This window comes from Paenibacillus sp. FSL R5-0378 (assembly GCF_038009285.1).
Taxonomy (GTDB): Bacteria; Bacillota; Bacilli; order Paenibacillales; family Paenibacillaceae; genus Paenibacillus_AQ; species Paenibacillus_AQ favisporus.
The window spans coordinates 197,170-214,641 of sequence record NZ_JBBPAY010000002.1 but is presented as its reverse complement, the minus strand read 5'-3'; the positions used below and the strand labels follow the sequence as shown (position 1 = coordinate 214,641).

The following is a 17,472-nucleotide window of genomic DNA, read 5'->3' as shown; positions in this document are numbered from 1 at the left end:
TTTTACGAATGCCCCATTACAAAACAGGAGAATGAATGATGTCACAACAACAGATTGAACATGCCATTATTGTAGGTGGATCTTTAGGTGGTCTAATGATGGGGCTTGCGTTATCCCTTTCTGGTTATACAGTGACTATTCTTGAACGAGCAGATTCATCATTAAGAAATGGTGCTTTTATTCGCTTACACACAAAGCCTTATCGTAACAGTGAAATTGAACGTGAATTAAGACACTTGGCATCCAATGGTAACAACAATGTTGAAGCCTGGTCAGCCATTCAAGAACGTTTGCGCAACGCGGTCGCTAAAGAACCTGGCATTACCCTTCAGCACCATACACGAATTGTTAGTGTTGGGCAAAATGAATCATCTGCTTGGGCTACCAGTGAAGAGGAGCAGACGTTTAAAGGAGACTTTTTAATTGGCGCAGATGGATATCGCAGTATTGTCCGTCGTTATTTAAGCCCTGACAAACCATTTGCAGATTATGCTGGCTATCTGGCTTGGGTAGGGAAAGTGGATGAACATTTGCTGCCCAAGAAAGACTGGAAAAAACGGCAGCTTTCGAGCGCTTATTTCAACGATAGTGCTGCCGGTAAATTGACAACTGCGGTGATGCCAGGGAAAGAGGGGGGGACCCATCCTGGCCAGCGATGGATAGGTTTTTGCTGGTTTGATCATTCGCATAATCCATTGCTGTCTGAATTAGGGGTGTTAAAGGACGGGATTGCCCAGCATTCCTTATACGGTGAAGCTATCCCGGATTCGCTGCTGGAAGAACTATCACAAACCAGCCAAGCCCATTGGAGCAAAGAAGATGATACCATTTTGCAAATCGCGATTAAGGACCGCAGCTTAATTGGGGCACCTGTTAATGAGTACATTCCAAATATATTGTCAAAAGGAAGAATAGCCATGATCGGCGATGCAGCTCATACCATGTCACCAATGACGGGTGCAGGATTTAATGACTCACTTGATGATACGGTTGCCATTATGGACTCTCTTAAACAGTATCCTAATTCGATAACAAAAGCTTTGAGTAAATACCAAACACGCCGTTTAGATGTGGTTCGTCAAGATGTTCTAGCGGGCCAAGGCTTTAATCGTTCTTTTGGACGCCTATAACAGCATGAAAATAAGCCATTGATACACTGGAATTTCAAGCATAATCGGGGAATTTGCCCATTAGAGAAAACGGTTAAGCAAAAAATACGAAGTATTTATAAAATAGGAGGAATTAGCATGAACGATACAAAGAACCGTTACGTTACTGTACTCTGGGAGGCGAGAGCTAAAGCAGGGAGAGAAGCCGAGATGAAGGCATTCATGACTGCTGCTGTCACCCCGTCGCGCAACGACCTGGGTAACATTGACTACGAGGCTCACGAAGTAGAAGGCCAGCCTGGCACATTCATCATCTACGAGCGCTGGGAAAACCGGGATGCCCTTGATCGGCACCTGAACGCCCCCCGAATGAAGGAACTGGTACCCCAGCTCTTAGAGTTGATGGAGGGATCCATTGAGGAAGGGATTCGACTCCTGCAGCCCTTTCGCCCAGCGCAGTAAGAGCACCGCCGAGGGGTTAAGGACTCTAGTGGAGGAGGCGAAACGTTGGCAACGATCGATGATTTTACAGCACTAGATATTCGTGTCGGAACGATTAAGGAAGCGGAGTTTTTTGAAGAAGCAAAGGTTCCTGCGATAAAGCTTAAGATTGATTTTGGACCGGAGATCGGGATGAAATCCTCAAGTGCACAAATCACTAAGCGTTACAAGGTTGAGGAAATTGTAGGGAAGCAAATTATAGGAATCGTCAATTTTCCTCCTCGGCGTATTGCGGGATTCAAATCGGAGGTATTAGTGTTGGGAGGAGTCCCGGAAAAAGGAGATGTTATTCTATTAAAGCCGGGTACCGAAATGCCTAATGGTACGCCCATTGCGTAAAAATAAGGATCGCCTAAAGGAATTTAAATTTTAAAAGCGTTAGCTTTCGGAGGTAAACATGGATCTTAAATTAGCCAACAAAGTAGCTGTCGTTACCGGAGCAAGTAAAGGAATTGGACTTGCAATCGTTCGAAAATTTATCGAGGAAGGGGCAAGTGTCGTCGCGGTAAGTCGGACATTAACAGAGGAATTGGCTGATCTTGTTGAAAAAAAATCAGTCAAACATCTACCTATTGATGTCAATATGGAACGCAATACCGTTGAACTTTCTAAAAAACTCGGTGGAGTGTTCGGCAGAGTCGACATTTTAATCAATAGTATCGGGGCGGTTGACAAGAGAAGAGGAGAAGGTTTTTTGGCTACGCCAAATGAGGAATGGGAACAACTTTATGATTTAAACCTGTTTAGCGTTGTTCGTTTTACTCAAGCAGCATTACCGCATATCCTAGAGAACAATGAGGGTGCCATTGTAAATATCTCTTCAGTAAATGCACGGATGCCCGAGTTGTTATTGCCTATTTATGGCACCACCAAAGCGGCACTTAATAATTTGACGAAAATGCTGGCTGGTGAGTTTGGACCTCATCATATTAGAGTGAACTCGATCTCACCTGGACCGGTAGTAACACCTTTGTGGCAAGACCCTGAAAACGGAATGGCCAAAACGATCGGTTCAGTTGCAGCGATGGATTCCGAAAAAGTTTTCGAAGAGCTACCTAAAATGGCTGGTATAACATTGGGGAAATTTGCAGAAGCCGAAGACATTGCGAACCTTGTAGTTTTCCTTGCTTCGGAGCGAGCTTCAATGATTACCGGAGCGGATTATGTTATTGATGGAAATATGATTAAAACGATTTAAACCGAAATGGTTCGATAAATTAAATTTGTACTTCTAAACTGGGCTCTTTATTTACTGATAATTTGTTCTCTCCTTACTAAAGAGTTCGATAATTCATTTAGGCTAACGTGAAGCGATATCTCAATGAAGACAGCTGAAGGCAGCCGACCAAAATGGCCGGCTGCCTTTTGATATTTTGGTCGATGATATTTGGAAAACTAATCGGATGCAAATACGAAACCAGTAATACGTTCTGGTTCACGGACATAGAGGTGGAAGGCGATCAGTGCAGATAATAGCCACATAAAACACATAACTACGCCGTTATTTCAGAATTAACTAATAGGGGCGAGCTGAAGCGCATACTAAACAGTTTAGCACATAGTCAAGGCTATTCTCCATCGATTGGAAGATAGATGAGAGGGGATATTGCTATGGATAAGTTACTCTGGATGAGATGACATGCCCAATCGTACCACGACCAGATGCCGGGACGGTACAAAAAGGAAATTGGAGCAAATCGTTAAATCCAAGGGCTTGCATAAAAAAACAAAAATACGATGACGAGTCTGGAGCAAATGGCTGTAAGACGGACAAGAACATACACGCTTCATAGCCGCGTAGCTGCGGCTATGGTTAACCGTGATTGATAATGGTTCTCATTACATGTAGTTTTAACATTTTATAATACGTGGCTGAGCAGGGTCGAAAGAAGAACCGAGTACGATAAGTATGAGGGTTAACTTTTCTTCATGAACTCTTCGGTTCGGAAAATGACCGAGAAGAAATGCTGCATTATATTGAAAGCGTTTTCTGTTTTTGTAAAAAATGATCAGTACAATTCGAATTATGAACCGTATTCAACATCTCTTTCGAGAATCTATAATTAATTCACATACCAGTTGTATTGAAGCGACCAATGAGGAGGTGAATCAAGTGTCAATTATTAAGCGCTTGCAAAGACAGTTGCCGTTTCAAGTATTCGTGTGGGTCGGATTAGCGTACCTGCTCGTCTTCAGCTACATTCCGATGTTCGGGATTATTATTGCATTCAAAGATTACAAGATTTCCAGCGGCATTGAGGGTATTTTCACGAGCCCGTGGTCGGGTTTGTCCCATTTTCGTGAGCTGATCGACGACTATAATTTTCCAATGCTCGTCCGCAACACGCTGGTGATTAGCGTTCTGAAAATTATTTTCTCCTATCCGGTTCCGATTTTGTTCGCCATCTTGCTCAGCGAAGTACGTCACGTATTTTTGAAGAGGTTCGTTCAAACCGTAAGTTATTTGCCGCATTTCATATCATGGGTTGTCGTTACAGGTATTGCATACGCTTTCCTATCGAGCGGCTACGGAGTAGTAAACGACCTACTGCTTAACCTTCATATCATAAGAAAACCGCTTGAGGTGCTCACGAATCCAGATTCCTTCTGGGGGTTGGCTGTCTCGACGGCGATCTGGAAGGAAGCGGGGTGGTGGACGATTATTTTTCTGGCCGCACTGGCCGGCATTGATCCTTCTCTGTATGAAGCGGCGGAGATCGACGGTGCGGGTCGATTGAAGCGGATCTTGTACATTACCTTGCCGGGCTTAAAGAGCGCCAGTATCGTCATTCTCATCCTGACGATCGGCAGTATGCTGGGAGGCGGACTTGTCGGCTCCAACTTCGAACAAGCGATGTTATTAGGCAACTCACTCAACAGCGACAAATCCCAGATCATTCAGACCTATGCATTTTCCATCGGTCTCGCTCAAGGGCGATTTTCGTTCGCCACGGCCATCGACTTGATGCAATCCGTTATTTCAGTGTTGCTAATCTTGGGGAGCAATACCATTGCCAAAAGACTATCCGGGACGGGATTGTTCTGATCGAGTCAAAAATCAATCCCATGCGAGGTGAAAAGTAGTGCCAAGAAAAAAGTCAATGGAGGACCGAGTACTGGATACAGTTATTACCGCTATACTCGTAGTTGTGGTCTTCGTTACTTTATATCCTTTCTATTATATTCTCCTGATTACGCTTAACGAAGGTACGGATACAGCTGCCGGGGGCGTATACTTGTGGCCTAGACAATTTACCTTTAGTAACTACACTTATTTTCTTCAGGATCCGAAATGGGTCGAAGCGTTTGGTATCTCGGTGCTCCGCACGGTCATCGGGACAGCGCTCGGCATTCTGTTCACCAGTCTTGTAGCCTACGGATTGTCTAAGCAGGATTTGGTTTTCCGATCGGGATATTTTCTGACCGTCGTGATCGCGATGAACTTTTCCGGAGGTCTGATTGCGTTCTACATTGTGCTGAGAAGCCTTGGGCTTATCAACAACTTTGCGGTTTACGTCGTTCCGGGAATGCTTAACCTCTTTTTTCTGCTGATCGCCATCTCCTTTTTTCGGGAAATTCCGGACGAATTGGGGGAATCGGCGCGGATCGACGGGGCTTCGGAGCTCCGAATATTTGCACGAATCATTCTCCCGGTATCGATGCCATTGCTCGCGACGATGAGTTTGTTCATTGGGTCCGGCCAATGGAACTCTTGGCTCGATTCAGCCTATTTTGTACAGGACGAGGGGTTACGTACGCTTACTTACCGCATGATGCAGGTTATCAATCAAACCATGGTGCCCTCCGGCGACACCCAAGCTGCCGCCATGTCCAGGACGAGCGTCACGCCGTTCTCCGTTCAGGCAACGGCGATGGTCGTCTCCATCGTGCCAATACTCGGTGTATACCCGTTCCTGCAAAAGTACTTCGTCTCAGGAATGATGCTCGGTTCCGTAAAAGGCTAGTCGGCTTTGGTGCGTGTCCTTCTGTTTTGAAATATAAAAAATAATGATGGGGGAATGACCATGATTCATCGGTACAAGTCGTTATTAATCCTGCTGATGGCAATTCTGTTGTTGGCAGGGGGGTTGTTATCTGCATGTAGCAAATCTACCAATGAAACTGCATCCAGTAACGAGCCAGCGGATACTGCATCGGAATCCTCCTCTGGAGACGGTGCCCAGCCGTGCACAAAGCCGGTGGAATTGACGATGTTCGTCGATGCGACCTGGTACCCGTTCCAGGATTGGGCAGGAGAAATTCCCGACATGATTACAAAGGCAACTTGTGTGAAGCCGAAGGTAACCATTGCTACTGATGACAAACAATTGGCCTTAATGGTCGCTTCTGGCGATCTTCCGGATCTTGTAGTTTCCTTTAACTTCAAGCTGATGTCCGACAGCAAACTGAGTCTTCCTTACAACGAGCTCTTCCCCAAATATGCACCTGACGTTACCTTCGATCCGGTGAAAGTACTGGTCAACACGGTGAGTGACGGGAATTATTATGCCATCCGCAATGATTTTTCTCCAGAGTCCGAATGGAAGGCTAATCCATATGCACATATGATGACCGCAGGACTCGCCATGCGCAAGGATATTCTGGAGGAGATCGGTAATCCTCCTATAAAAACGCTGCAGGATCTCGATAACGTCTTCACCGAGGTGAAGAAGAAGCACCCGGAAATAGCACCGCTCATACTGAATCCAAACTGGCAGCGCCCTTACTTTGACGTACAGTTCGGTGCTCAGGGAGGACTCGTCGACAACGGGGGCAAGATTGAATATTACCTTCGTCAGGATAGCGTGCGCGATTCGATGCTGTATATGAACAGTCTGTACCGCAACGGATTTGTCACATCGGAGAACTTCGCATATAAGAACGAATCGGAGACCGAGCAGATGATGTTATCAGGCAAAGGATTTGCCTATACATGGACCTATTCGGGGGCGGATCGTCTGACAGCGGATTCAAAGGGAAAACTCAAGTTTGTCCAATTGGCTGAACCGCTCAGTCCGAAAGCTTCCATTGTCAGCACGGGCACCGGTGGTTTGGGAATCTATGTGACGAAGGACAACAAGAACCTAGAAGCATCGGTCCGCTTCCTGAAGTATCTGTTCTCGGAGGATGGCTGGAGGTTGGCGGAATGGGGCATAGAAGGCAAGGATTGGACTTGGAACGATGCCGGTTATCCTGTGTTTAACTACGATCCGCAGGACTTGACCGTCCTTAAGCAGAAGGGTGTCTATTGGTGGGGAGTGCCCACCGAGACCGGTGTCGGCATGGCTCTCGGTTCTTACAAAGAAGGTTCCGAGACGACCCGTCAAGGTGAAGCATACGATAAGATCATCTCGTTCAATCCGGCCATTGGCATGATCAGTCCGGATACCGATTCGCCAGAGCAAATTATTCAGACGAATATTGACAATATGGTGAAGACAGAGGTAACGAAGGTATATCTTGCTCCTTCGGCGGTGGAAGCGCAAAAGGCTTACGATGAACTGATCAAGAAGGCCGAAAAAATAGGCATGGCTAAGCTGGAGGCTTGGGCCACAGCTCAGTATGGCCCTTTGAAGGAGAAGTACGACAGTTTGAAGAAATAATGAAATGACATATAAGGGAGTTGAAGAAGAGAGGGCTCATATAGAGCGAGGCCACACAATGGCCTGCTCTATATGAGATCATTTGTTTTTAGAGAACGGGGTTGTTCTACCTTGCGAATCGGCACGAAGATGATAGTCGGTTATATTCTTCTAATCATCATTCCGTTTCTTTTTTTCGCTATTTTCGTCTACGCCCAGTTGAACGAGAAGTTAACGACGCAGTACCAACTTGCCAATCAACAGAATATCGAGCAGCTCGCGGTGAACCTGGACGCCAGCTTCTTGAAAATTGAATCACTGTATTCTATCTACCAAAACAACTCGGCTTTGATCGATTATTTGCGAGGAAATGAGCTGAACGATAGGGATTTAATTTATTCCTATTTGAAGGATATCTCGCCGGCCTTATCGTTCGCGTCACTCGCGGAGGCTCAAGTCGATAATCTAACCGTGTATCCCAAGACTCAACGCAAAATGTTAACCGTAAGCGGATTCAAGCCATATGAGGAAGGGCGCAAAGAGCTGACAGATGCCGAACTTAGTGCATTGAGCCCAAAGTCAGGCTTATGGAAGAGAGCAGAAACCGGCGGAACGCTGTCCCTCGTTTTTTATCATAAAATTTACAACGATTTGTATAGCAACGACTTGGGAATTCTCGCGATTTCAGTCCATTCCTCCCTTGTGGAAGACTTTGTGCAGTCTCTCCGAAGCATGCATTCCGGGAACACAGTTCTTCTTACCGACGCAAATGGACAGACGATATACCGCAGCATCGACAACGAGAACAATTTCAAAACATTAGATGATGCGGCTCGCAGGGTTCATGCGGGTGAAAAGGAGCATGTCAACGCGCGGTTTATTGTTAATTCTGCGCCAATAAAACAGCTTGGATGGACAGTGATTGAGATCAACCCGCGAGAATCACTTGTTCACTTGATTAGGGTGAAGCAATGGTGGCTCTTGGGAGGGGGGGGTCTATTGCTCCTGCTATCAACCCTTTATTACGCCATTTTGTCGTCCTTGACCAAACGAATGCTGCTTCTATCCAGACATATGAGGCGGGTTGGTCCCGATTGGCTTGGACATTCGTATACGGGACCTGTAGGGAAGGATGAATTCGGATACCTGATTTCGAATTACAACGCGATGATCGCACGGATAGATGAGCTTGTCAATCGAGTTCAGAAGGTCGAAATACTGAAAAAAGATGCGGAATTCAAGATGCTTCAGGCACAAATTCAGCCTCACTTTCTCTATAATACGCTGGAGACGATGCGAATGTTGGCCCGAGCCAACGACGATTCAACCGTTTCGGAGATGGCTTACTCTCTCGGCAGTCTTATGCGATACAGCTTGTCCCGGAAAGATAACACGACAATCGGTGAAGAATGGGAGTACCTTCGTCAATATTTAGCTATTCATAAGATTCGAATGCCCGACCTGCAAATCGAATGGGAAAAGGATGAAGCGGCAACCTCCATTCCCTGCCCACGGTTCATTCTGCAGCCGCTCGTTGAGAATAGTATTCTGCACGGGTTTTCCAAACGGAGAGGGGGGAAGCTTGTCTCAATCCGTATGGCAGTTCAAGGAGAATTCGTAATTATCATTGTGGCGGACAACGGAACAGGCGTCTCGGATGACCGAATGAGGTTGCTGCAACAAAAGCTGCGGGATAACAATGGGTATGACGAAGGGGGGATCTCGGAAACCGAAGGAATTGGACTCAGCAATGTCCTTCAACGCGTCAAGGCTTACTTCGGTCCTCAATCAAGTTTGGCCTTAGAGAGCAAACTCGGAGAAGGGACCGTCTGTACGCTAAAGCTATATCTGGAGGAGCGAGATCATGCTAAACTTGATGATCATTGATGATGAACCAATTATACTGGCAGGCATCCGGGATATGGTGGAGCAGGAAAAGACCCCTTTTACTAGAATCTCAGTTGCTTTCGACGGTGTTGAAGCATTGGAGCAAATGGCCTACTTCCGACCCGATCTTGTAATTACGGATATTCATATGCCGGAAATGGACGGGCTTACCTTCATTCGGGAAGCACAAAAGAAAAACGTTCGGCATTTTATCATCCTAACGGGCCACGATAAGTTTGAATACGCTCGCGAGGCGCTGCGGCTGAGGGTCGTTGAATATTTGTTAAAGCCGATCAATCAAACCGAGCTGGGCAGTCTGCTGAAAAGAATGGCGACGGACATCGTCACCGACAAGAATAAGGAGCGAGAGGAAGAATCGGACAAAGGTTCCGCCTGGTATTCGAACGAAAAAATGCGGATGCTTGCCGATTACGTCCACGCCAATTATGGAAGGGATATCTCTATTGCAGATGCGGCTACTTGGCTCAATCTGAATCCTGCCTATGCAGGGCAGCTCTTCAAGAAGGAAACAGGGACAACTTTTATCTCTTACCTGCGAAGCGTCCGAATGGAAAAGGCCAAGGCGCTGCTTCTCGACATGAGAGAGATGTCGATGGACCACATCGCTTGTTGTGTTGGGTACGAAAACAGCCGGACGTTCTATAAGGTGTTCCGTGAACACGTCGGGCAGACGCCCGGAGAGTATCGTGAGTCTAACGGCAAGGACGAGGAATGTTAATTACCCATTCAATCGGCTTCGGAAGCTGTCGTACAACGTACGGCCAGTCGGGATGGCTATCACGATCGCTCGAAAATGAAACATCGTATGCTCTCATATCGAGATCATTATAGCGGAACGAGTTAGAAACTGCAGAAAGAACATTCGTATTAGTTAAATATTATACGGTCTTGAGGAGGTTATTCAGATGACAGAGTCGACAGAACAGCGACAAATGTTTAAGAAAGGGAACTTTTCCCTGACGTATACAGAGATCCCTATCTTAAATCCGGGCGATGAGTGGAGGGACGGTATGGTAAGCGGCAATGGCGAGAACGGTTACATAACGTCCGGCTCGCCGTATCGGGACTGCTTTATTTTTCAAAATATGTGGTTCAACTTTCCCTCCAGCGCACCTAGAGAAATTCCGGGAGAGTTGACAGGACAGCTAGACGATGCCAGAAGGAATGTTTATCTCTTGAATGATCAATGGAAGATTACGGACGCGAAGGGCTCAACGAGAATCCGAACCTTTTTGTATAGTTTCCATCCGGGCCACCAGCTTCGGTTGAATGTCATGAAGACGGGGGACGTATCTGGGTATGAGCGGTGGACGAACCATGAAACGGCGGAGATCGGCGTGCGTTATACAGACGAGCATGGCCAGTGGGAGCGTACTTCGTTTACGTCCCGCACGGATAACGTCTCCATAACGAGAGTCGCCCAATCCTCTACCGGCTCCAAGATCAATATGATTATCTCCATCGACGATATATCCAAGATGGCCAGATCGTACGACGGAGTATCCGAAGTGTCTGCACTTCAATACAAAAAGATTGTGGATGAAAACGCCGAATATATCGCACAGGTAGTTCACTACCCCTCCTATCCGGGTAGCGAATTGTTCGATGGCGGTTATGCAGGTCTTACGCAGGTCATTGTCGTGGGCGGTGCGAAAAAGAAAGTGTTACTCGAAAAATCAGACGAGCCGATGAACGTGGGCACAGAAAAAAACCCAGCAATCCAAATCAACAACGCTGAAGCTGTCTACCTCATTACCCGGTCAAAAAGAAAGGACGATATGGGCAAGCTCGACATCTTTGCGGGGTTATCGACATATCGCATCATTGACGAATTGTACGCAGAAACAAATGAAGCAGCCATTAAATATAGGGATCGCAGCGGTTCTTTCGATTATGAATCTGCCCTAGCGTCTCATGCAACGAAGCATTCCGAGGAGTTCAGTGCGGTTAGTCTCGCTATTCAAGGTGATGAGGAGGAAAAATCAGCGGACAACCGTTCTCTCGTCCAGGCACAGAGAGTAGAGAACGGGAGAGTCAATCATGCTTTTATGGAACGGGTGTACGATCAAGGGCGTTACGCCATGATCTGTTGCGGCGGTTCGAGCGCGCCGCGCTTGTATGGGATGTGGACCGGGGAATGGAACCCCGGTTGGCGCGGGATTTATACTCTCGACGCTAATGTGAACTTGCAGGTTGCCGCAATGAACACGGGGCATCTCGAACAAATGGCGCTCGGCTATATCAACTTTTTCTTAAGAAACGCGCCGGATTTTGAATATAACGCACGGATGTCCTACGGAATGCACGACGCCTTGCAAGTGTCCGTCAACTCGGACGGCGATCGCGGCATGCATGTGGAATACGACAATGATTATCCATTCGAGTACTGGAATGCGGGTGCGAGTTGGTGTCTTTTGCCGATATTTGAATACTGGCAGTGTTATGGCAATCGACAAATTCCAATTCACGAGAGCATGAGAATCCAGGATCTCCAGCCGATCCTTGGAATAAAGGATGGAGGGCTGACCGACGAGGAATTTGCAGACGTGCTCCTTAGAGGATATTTGGATCTTGAAAGAGATATCTTGCTTCCGCTTCTGACCAAGCAAGCGAACTTCTGGGAACAAATCTGTACGCCAGAATATTACACGGATGCTGACGGCAACGCTTGCTATCAAAGCGGCAAAACGACGCTTAATGCTGGAGAAAAGTACATCCTCATCCCGACCTATTCACCAGAGAACCACCCGATCGGATACAATAGTACGATCACCGCCAATGCGACGATGGATATCTCAGCTGCTCGCGACGGTCTTCACATGGTCATCGCGTTGGAAAAAGCACTCAAGCGCGACGGATACGAAGCGGCAGTGGCCAAATGGGAATCGCTGCTAAAGCTGCTGCCGGAATATCAGCTTGATTCGGACGGCGCCTTGCGGGAGTGGGCAATGAAGGAATACACGGAAAATAATAATCACCGCCACCTAAGCCACCTCTATCCAGCCTGGCCGGCGTACGAAACACAAACAGAACCGGATTTAGCCAAAGCCGCCTCGATCGCATTGGAGAACCGAAATAAGTACAATACGGAAGATGACACAGCGGGACACGGCTGGATGCACAAGGCCTTAGTAATGGCCAGATTGAAAAATGGGGATGGCGTTGTTGCTTCCCTGCTGCCGATGATGACGAATGATGGTTACTACGAGTCCTTGATGACCGATCACGACACAAACAGAAGATGCCATACTTACTGTACTGATACGCTATTTGGTACGGTAGCGGCAGTGAATGAGGCGTTACTTTTCTCTAATACCGGCATGATCGAAGTACTTCCAGCTTTGCCCTCCGACTGGTCGAAAGGTACTATCAAGGGCTTAATGGCCAGAACCCGGGTCGAAGTCAAGCATCTTGCATGGGATCGGAACACCAAACACGTAACCGTCACGCTACGTTCTTTGGAAGACGACAACTCGCTTCATTTAATGGCGGGGATTTCATGGAACAAAGCGACCGTTGACGGGATTACAATCGAAGCGATTCACGATGACAGGAACACCTACATTCCGCTGACACTACAGAGTGGATCGGACGTAACAGTAGTTTTTACAGTCACAGATTAAGCAGGCGATACGATGCCAGAAACAATAGCTCTAAAAGATCCCTTCCTGTAATGATAGACTAGAGTAGGAAATAAATGGGCGAAGGAAAGTATGAGGAAAGAATGACACTATGCAAGTATTCTCCACGGCCAGAATGGCTGCCTGTCAAAACCCTTCTCGTTTAGCAGATGAGCGTACTTTACGCATGAAGGGGATTTTGGATCTTCGGATGATATAGTGGGTAAGGAATCTAATATTTCAGTAAATTGGAATGAGCGATGAATAAAGTGTTTGGAGGGTGTTACTGAACTATCGTTCAAAAGATATGAGTACGTGGGTAAAATGTAAATGGATACGAATCTGCCGGCAGGTGAACAAATAAGTCGAAAAGAGCCATTTTTTCACAATTGCACACCGGCTTTTTTGTTTTATCGGTACAAGTTATTGTCCTGAGCCGAGGACAATAACTTGTACCGATTGCCGTAATGGACAAGAACATAGTCCGATTACCGATTAGATAAGTATCTTCTAACTGGGTTAGTCTCAAACTTCTGCAAGCTGAGATTGTCCACGAATCTGACGAGTATCTTCTGGAGCGTATGACTCCTGAAGGAGATTCCGAACAGCAAGCAGCATTTTGGCCATGAAAAGAATTGGCGCGATACAAATGATGCAGGAAAATAAAATGTTGATTCATATAACAAGAAGAACTCTTGTCGGGGGACAAGAACAAAGTCCCATTGAAAGTCGCTATTATAGCGGCTTTTTTGTTTTATCGGTACAAGTTCTTGTCCCGAGTCGAGGACAAGAACTTGTACCGATTGCCGAAAAGGACAAGAACATGAGCCGATTACCGATTAGATAACCATTTAAATATGTTTCCCATGCAATTTTCATTAAGCTAACGAGCAGGATAATTTGGTAAATGTTACAATTGGTCTAGGGAAAGTAATCCAAATATGGGAGGGTAAGAATGGTTCTCTTAATAATAATTGTATTAGTAATTTGACTGGCTGGTATTATTGGGAATCAATATTCATGTTAAGGAAGATGGAGAGAATTGAAGAAACTCTTCGTGAGATAAGAGATAGAATATAGGCGAAATTAGTTTTGTCGGGGGACAAGAACATAGTCCCATTTGAAGTCGCTATTTTAGCGGCTTTTTTGTTTTATCGGTACAAGTTCTTGTCTCGAGTAGAGGACAAGAACTTGTACCGATTGCCGGAATGGACAAGAACATAGTCCGATTACCGATTAGATGATCTAAGTAAACCCCATAATTCTCGTATCGGTTGTTTACGTTAATGATCAAAGACGAACTAAGCTGCCAATCCCCTTTCGGCAACCTAGTATAAGCTGGAGATTGAACTATCCTTCGCCGTCTTATAAACAGTATCACTTTTTGACACGTTTTAAAGTTATTATAAACCCATCAAGTGAAAACACAAATCATTCGAACAAAATTTTAAAAAAGGAAGGTAATCAAATATGAAACAATTTACGTTGGAAGAAAAAGAGAGCTTTATCGTATTGGGGATTGGAACGGAACTGAAGAGCGATTACACAGACTTCGCCGGCATGAACAAGGAAAAGGCAGACTTCTGGTCGATCGTCGAAGAAGATGGAAGACTTGACACGTTAAAATCCATCGCCGCCAATGATTACATTTTTGCCGTGAACGAAGCGGTGAACAACAAGATGATGTACTATGCCGGCGTCATGACGGATGCATCGCTGCCAGAGGCGACGAGAATGATCCAATTCCCTCAGGGGGAATACCTCGTAGTTAAAGGGGAAGCGGCGACGTCCGATGAACTGGGCAATCAGCTTGCTGGCGTTGCCTTTGGTCAAGTGCTGCCGGAAGCGAAAGATTTTGCTTATGTTGGTGGGCCGAATGCAACGGTTGAGATGGGGCAGCGGGACGGCGTCGTATTTGGCGAAATGTGGATTCCTGTAGTTAAAAAGTAAGTAGAACGTGACATAACCGAGGCGAGTTTGCCCGATGCTGGTTCTAAGGTGTAGTGCTCGCAAACTTTTAGGAGGGATAGAAATGTCGTATATAGTTGATTTTAAAGATGTGTCTACCGTGGGTGTTGAGTCTTCTCCAGTTGCAGTTGCGCTTGCTGGTCTGCGGGCAAATGAAGCCCGTTATTTCATGAACAAGTATAAGCACGAATTTAGGGTCGTACCCGCCAGTGAAAGTCAGGAGACTCTTGATTATGTAAACCGGATTTTGAAAGAAGAACGTGACCTCGAGTTTGCAGCCAAGCCATTGGAATCGTCGCAATTTCAAGTTGAAAATATTCAATTCACCTACGTCTTTTATGAAGATGGTCTGGGGCTCAATGTGATGTATACGGTGGATGACCCGAAGAAGCGGGCTGTTGGTTTTAAGCTTTCGGACGGGATGGAGGAGCCGAAGGAGCTGGAAGGGAAATTCAAGTTTGCCCGGCAGAAGTCTAAATTGGCTGGAACGATCCGGGGCTCGTTTTTTGTCATAAAAAAAGAGTATTAAGAGTACATTTGAAAAAGCCGCAAAGACGCGGCTTTTTTTCATTGTAATTCCATAAACATCGAATGAAAATATAGAACATGGTCCCAATGGAAGCCGCTATTTTAGCGGTTTTTTTGTTTATCGGTACAGGTTCTTGTCCCGAAGAAAAGACAAGAACTTGTACCGATTGCTGTAAAGGACAAGAACATAATCCGATTACCGATTAGATAAGTATTATAACTGGGTTTCCATGCGGGGAAGATGGAATCCTTTATCGCATCAAACAGCCGCATTTTCTCACTTTGCGGCAAGTCTTGAAAGCTTCGTAAACATTTAGCCAATCCATTTATTTATCGCCCCCTGTATAAATTTTCTATCTGATATACAGGATGCCCATACTTAGCAACAATTAATGCGAAAAGAGCGTATTATATTAATTAGTATCCAAATTTTGGAGCAAAAAGCTATGTTGACTTTCTACCTACTAAAGGGTAGAATTCGCTTCATGAACAACAACAAAAACACCGCTAAGTTGATTCTTGATACTGCTCAAGAGCTAGTTCAGGAGTTCGGCTTCAATGGCTTCAGCTATGCGCATATTGCAGAAAGGGTCGGCATACGCACGGCGAGCATTCACTACCATTTTCCGAATAAGGAGGATCTAGGTGAAGCGTTAATAACCAGGTACCACAGTGAGTTCGTCGCAGCCATTGCTCAGATCGACGCCGAGACGCAGAACAACTTAGAGAAAATACGCAAATATGTCATGATCTTCAGCATTCCTGTAAATACGTATTGCACCTGCCTGAGCGTAATGTTTTCTTCGGACCTGGCTACCTTATCGGAGAAGATTCGTGAGAAGCTTAGTGCGTTTTTCACCGCAAACTTGGCATGGGTAGCGAAGGTGCTCGAGCAAGGAAGAAGTGAGGGACATCTTCGTTTTGAAGGAAATGCGGAAGAGCAAGCGCATAGAATCTTAGCTTCCCTTCAAGGGGCGCAGCTGCTTGCCAGAACTTTCAAGGATGCAAGTCGGTTCAACATGATCGCCGAAAGCGTCATATCCGCTCTTATTTAAAAAGTGGAGCGGGATTTTTAAGCTAAATCTATCTTTTAGTAGATAGATAAATAAATAAATGGCCATATAATCACCGAAGGTTTTATGTTTACTAACAGGAGGAGGTGAAATTCCTTTATAATTATCTACCTTTTAATAGATAGAAAACAACGTGTCGGCAGTAGACTAACTAACAATAAAGTTTGAATTTAATTGGAGGCGATGAGATGTTGTATGAAATGCGGGTTTATGATGTTTGTCCCGGTAAGATGGAGGCAATAATTGAACGTTTCGACAAGCATGTAGTTGCCTTGTTTGAGAAACATGGGATGTTGATCAAGCATTTTTGGGTTGATGCGGATGATGCAAACAACCGCCTATATTATGTCGTCGAGCATCCCGACATGGAATCGCGCAATGTGAACTACGAACGTTTCCGCTCCGATCCCGAATGGATCGAAGTGAAGCGACTTTCTGAGCTAAATGGTCCTTTAACTCAGAAACAGGAAAGTTTCTTCATGCACAATGCATCATTCTTCAAAAAAACTAAACCAACTTATCGAATGGAGAGAATAAAATGAAAATACTCGTAATCGTAGCACACCCGAGCCTGGAATCATCCAATTGGAACAAAGCATGGGTTGAAGAACTGAAGAAAAACGGCGATATCACAATCCACGAACTGTACAAGGAATATCCAAGCGAGAAGATTGACGTTCAGCGCGAACAGCAGCTCATCGAAGCGCATGACCGTATCATCTTCCAATATCCGCTATACTGGTACAACATGCCTCCACTTCTTAAAAAATGGTTCGATGCCGTATTGCTATACAACTGGGCATACGGTCCGGAAGCGACAGCGACAACCGGCAAAGAAATAGGGGTAGCTATTTCGACTTACGGCACAGCGGAATCCTACCAGCCTTCGGGTTCCAACCGTTTAACGCTCGAGCAAATTTTGGCGCCGATTCAAGCAAGCGCGCGTTTCATCAGCGCTGTGTACCTGCCACACTTCACAGTGAACGACACGTCCGACGTGACGCCGGAGCGTTTGGCGCAAAGCAGTAATGCATACGTCGAGCATATTATGTCGGTTAAACCAATGACGGAGGCATAACACCCATGTCCGCTTACCATATGGATCCGGTAAATACTTGCCGAATTCACGCAGCTTTCTGAAATATTCAATTAAGGCATGCTGGCTTCCACCGCATCATCTTTC

General features: G+C 45.8%; 16 protein-coding genes. All 16 read left to right on the top strand.

Translation table 11 applies throughout. The annotated features are described in order from the left end of the window. Positions 1-35 precede the first annotated feature (35 nt). The gene (locus MKY74_RS34490) at positions 36-1,130 is read left to right on the top strand and encodes an FAD-dependent monooxygenase (RefSeq protein WP_084204349.1); all 1,095 of its coding nucleotides are present in this window, start codon (positions 36-38) and stop codon (positions 1,128-1,130) included. Positions 1,131-1,247: 117 nt separating this feature from the next. Then, positions 1,248-1,571 (top strand): putative quinol monooxygenase, encoded by a 324-nt coding sequence (locus tag MKY74_RS34485; RefSeq protein ID WP_076177137.1) that lies wholly within the window; start codon positions 1,248-1,250, stop codon positions 1,569-1,571. A gap of 45 nt (positions 1,572-1,616) precedes the next feature. Next, positions 1,617-1,949: a chaperone CsaA gene (gene csaA / locus MKY74_RS34480; protein ID WP_076177136.1), complete on the top strand. Its 333-nt coding sequence runs from the start codon at positions 1,617-1,619 to the stop codon at positions 1,947-1,949. Between the two features lie 58 nt (positions 1,950-2,007). Then, positions 2,008-2,808: an SDR family NAD(P)-dependent oxidoreductase gene (locus MKY74_RS34475; protein WP_341014108.1), complete on the top strand. Its 801-nt coding sequence runs from the start codon at positions 2,008-2,010 to the stop codon at positions 2,806-2,808. A gap of 915 nt (positions 2,809-3,723) precedes the next feature. After that, the gene (locus MKY74_RS34470) at positions 3,724-4,656 is read left to right on the top strand and encodes an ABC transporter permease (protein ID WP_244169457.1); all 933 of its coding nucleotides are present in this window, start codon (positions 3,724-3,726) and stop codon (positions 4,654-4,656) included. Between the two features lie 55 nt (positions 4,657-4,711). Continuing rightward, positions 4,712-5,575, top strand: a complete 864-nt coding sequence (locus MKY74_RS34465) for a carbohydrate ABC transporter permease (RefSeq protein ID WP_076176542.1) — start codon at positions 4,712-4,714, stop codon at positions 5,573-5,575. A 60-nt stretch (positions 5,576-5,635) separates the two neighbouring features. Next, positions 5,636-7,213: an extracellular solute-binding protein gene (locus tag MKY74_RS34460; RefSeq protein WP_167372947.1), complete on the top strand. Its 1,578-nt coding sequence runs from the start codon at positions 5,636-5,638 to the stop codon at positions 7,211-7,213. 111 nt (positions 7,214-7,324) lie between these two features. Further along, positions 7,325-9,079: a cache domain-containing sensor histidine kinase gene (locus tag MKY74_RS34455; RefSeq protein WP_076176537.1), complete on the top strand. Its 1,755-nt coding sequence runs from the start codon at positions 7,325-7,327 to the stop codon at positions 9,077-9,079. Next, positions 9,057-9,818, top strand: coding sequence for a response regulator transcription factor (locus MKY74_RS34450; RefSeq protein WP_076176535.1), 762 nt, complete (start codon positions 9,057-9,059; stop codon positions 9,816-9,818). The genes MKY74_RS34455 and MKY74_RS34450 overlap by 23 nt, the downstream gene beginning before the upstream one ends. A 187-nt stretch (positions 9,819-10,005) precedes the next feature. Further along, positions 10,006-12,723, top strand: a complete 2,718-nt coding sequence (locus tag MKY74_RS34445) for a glycosyl hydrolase family 95 catalytic domain-containing protein (RefSeq protein ID WP_076176533.1) — start codon at positions 10,006-10,008, stop codon at positions 12,721-12,723. A 622-nt stretch (positions 12,724-13,345) separates the two neighbouring features. Further along, positions 13,346-13,567, top strand: a complete 222-nt coding sequence (locus MKY74_RS34440) for a hypothetical protein (protein ID WP_076176530.1) — start codon at positions 13,346-13,348, stop codon at positions 13,565-13,567. 623 nt (positions 13,568-14,190) lie between these two features. Next, complete coding sequence (locus tag MKY74_RS34435; RefSeq protein ID WP_076176528.1) at positions 14,191-14,670, top strand: GyrI-like domain-containing protein; 480 nt, start codon at positions 14,191-14,193, stop codon at positions 14,668-14,670. 82 nt (positions 14,671-14,752) lie between these two features. Next, positions 14,753-15,217: a phage tail protein gene (locus tag MKY74_RS34430; protein ID WP_076176527.1), complete on the top strand. Its 465-nt coding sequence runs from the start codon at positions 14,753-14,755 to the stop codon at positions 15,215-15,217. Positions 15,218-15,701: 484 nt separating this feature from the next. Further along, positions 15,702-16,271, top strand: coding sequence for a TetR/AcrR family transcriptional regulator (locus MKY74_RS34425; RefSeq protein ID WP_076176546.1), 570 nt, complete (start codon positions 15,702-15,704; stop codon positions 16,269-16,271). 206 nt (positions 16,272-16,477) lie between these two features. Next, complete coding sequence (locus MKY74_RS34420; RefSeq protein ID WP_076176526.1) at positions 16,478-16,831, top strand: NIPSNAP family protein; 354 nt, start codon at positions 16,478-16,480, stop codon at positions 16,829-16,831. After that, complete coding sequence (locus MKY74_RS34415) at positions 16,828-17,367, top strand: NAD(P)H-dependent oxidoreductase (RefSeq protein WP_076176523.1); 540 nt, start codon at positions 16,828-16,830, stop codon at positions 17,365-17,367. The genes MKY74_RS34420 and MKY74_RS34415 overlap by 4 nt, the downstream gene beginning before the upstream one ends. Positions 17,368-17,472: the final 105 nt, after the last annotated feature.

What these genes read in the sequence shown, in the direction of transcription:
- MKY74_RS34485 (WP_076177137.1), top strand. Translation starts at nt 1,248, where the DNA reads ATGAACGATACAAAGAACCGTTACGTTACTGTACTCTGGGAGGCGAGA.
- MKY74_RS34460 (WP_167372947.1), top strand. Translation starts at nt 5,636, where the DNA reads ATGATTCATCGGTACAAGTCGTTATTAATCCTGCTGATGGCAATTCTG.
- MKY74_RS34450 (WP_076176535.1), top strand. Translation starts at nt 9,057, where the DNA reads ATGCTAAACTTGATGATCATTGATGATGAACCAATTATACTGGCAGGC.
- MKY74_RS34490 (WP_084204349.1), top strand. Translation starts at nt 36, where the DNA reads ATGATGTCACAACAACAGATTGAACATGCCATTATTGTAGGTGGATCT.
- MKY74_RS34440 (WP_076176530.1), top strand. Translation starts at nt 13,346, where the DNA reads ATGAAAAGAATTGGCGCGATACAAATGATGCAGGAAAATAAAATGTTG.
- MKY74_RS34465 (WP_076176542.1), top strand. Translation starts at nt 4,712, where the DNA reads ATGGAGGACCGAGTACTGGATACAGTTATTACCGCTATACTCGTAGTT.
- MKY74_RS34430 (WP_076176527.1), top strand. Translation starts at nt 14,753, where the DNA reads ATGTCGTATATAGTTGATTTTAAAGATGTGTCTACCGTGGGTGTTGAG.
- MKY74_RS34425 (WP_076176546.1), top strand. Translation starts at nt 15,702, where the DNA reads ATGAACAACAACAAAAACACCGCTAAGTTGATTCTTGATACTGCTCAA.
- MKY74_RS34420 (WP_076176526.1), top strand. Translation starts at nt 16,478, where the DNA reads ATGTTGTATGAAATGCGGGTTTATGATGTTTGTCCCGGTAAGATGGAG.
- MKY74_RS34445 (WP_076176533.1), top strand. Translation starts at nt 10,006, where the DNA reads ATGACAGAGTCGACAGAACAGCGACAAATGTTTAAGAAAGGGAACTTT.
- MKY74_RS34475 (WP_341014108.1), top strand. Translation starts at nt 2,008, where the DNA reads ATGGATCTTAAATTAGCCAACAAAGTAGCTGTCGTTACCGGAGCAAGT.
- MKY74_RS34435 (WP_076176528.1), top strand. Translation starts at nt 14,191, where the DNA reads ATGAAACAATTTACGTTGGAAGAAAAAGAGAGCTTTATCGTATTGGGG.
- MKY74_RS34415 (WP_076176523.1), top strand. Translation starts at nt 16,828, where the DNA reads ATGAAAATACTCGTAATCGTAGCACACCCGAGCCTGGAATCATCCAAT.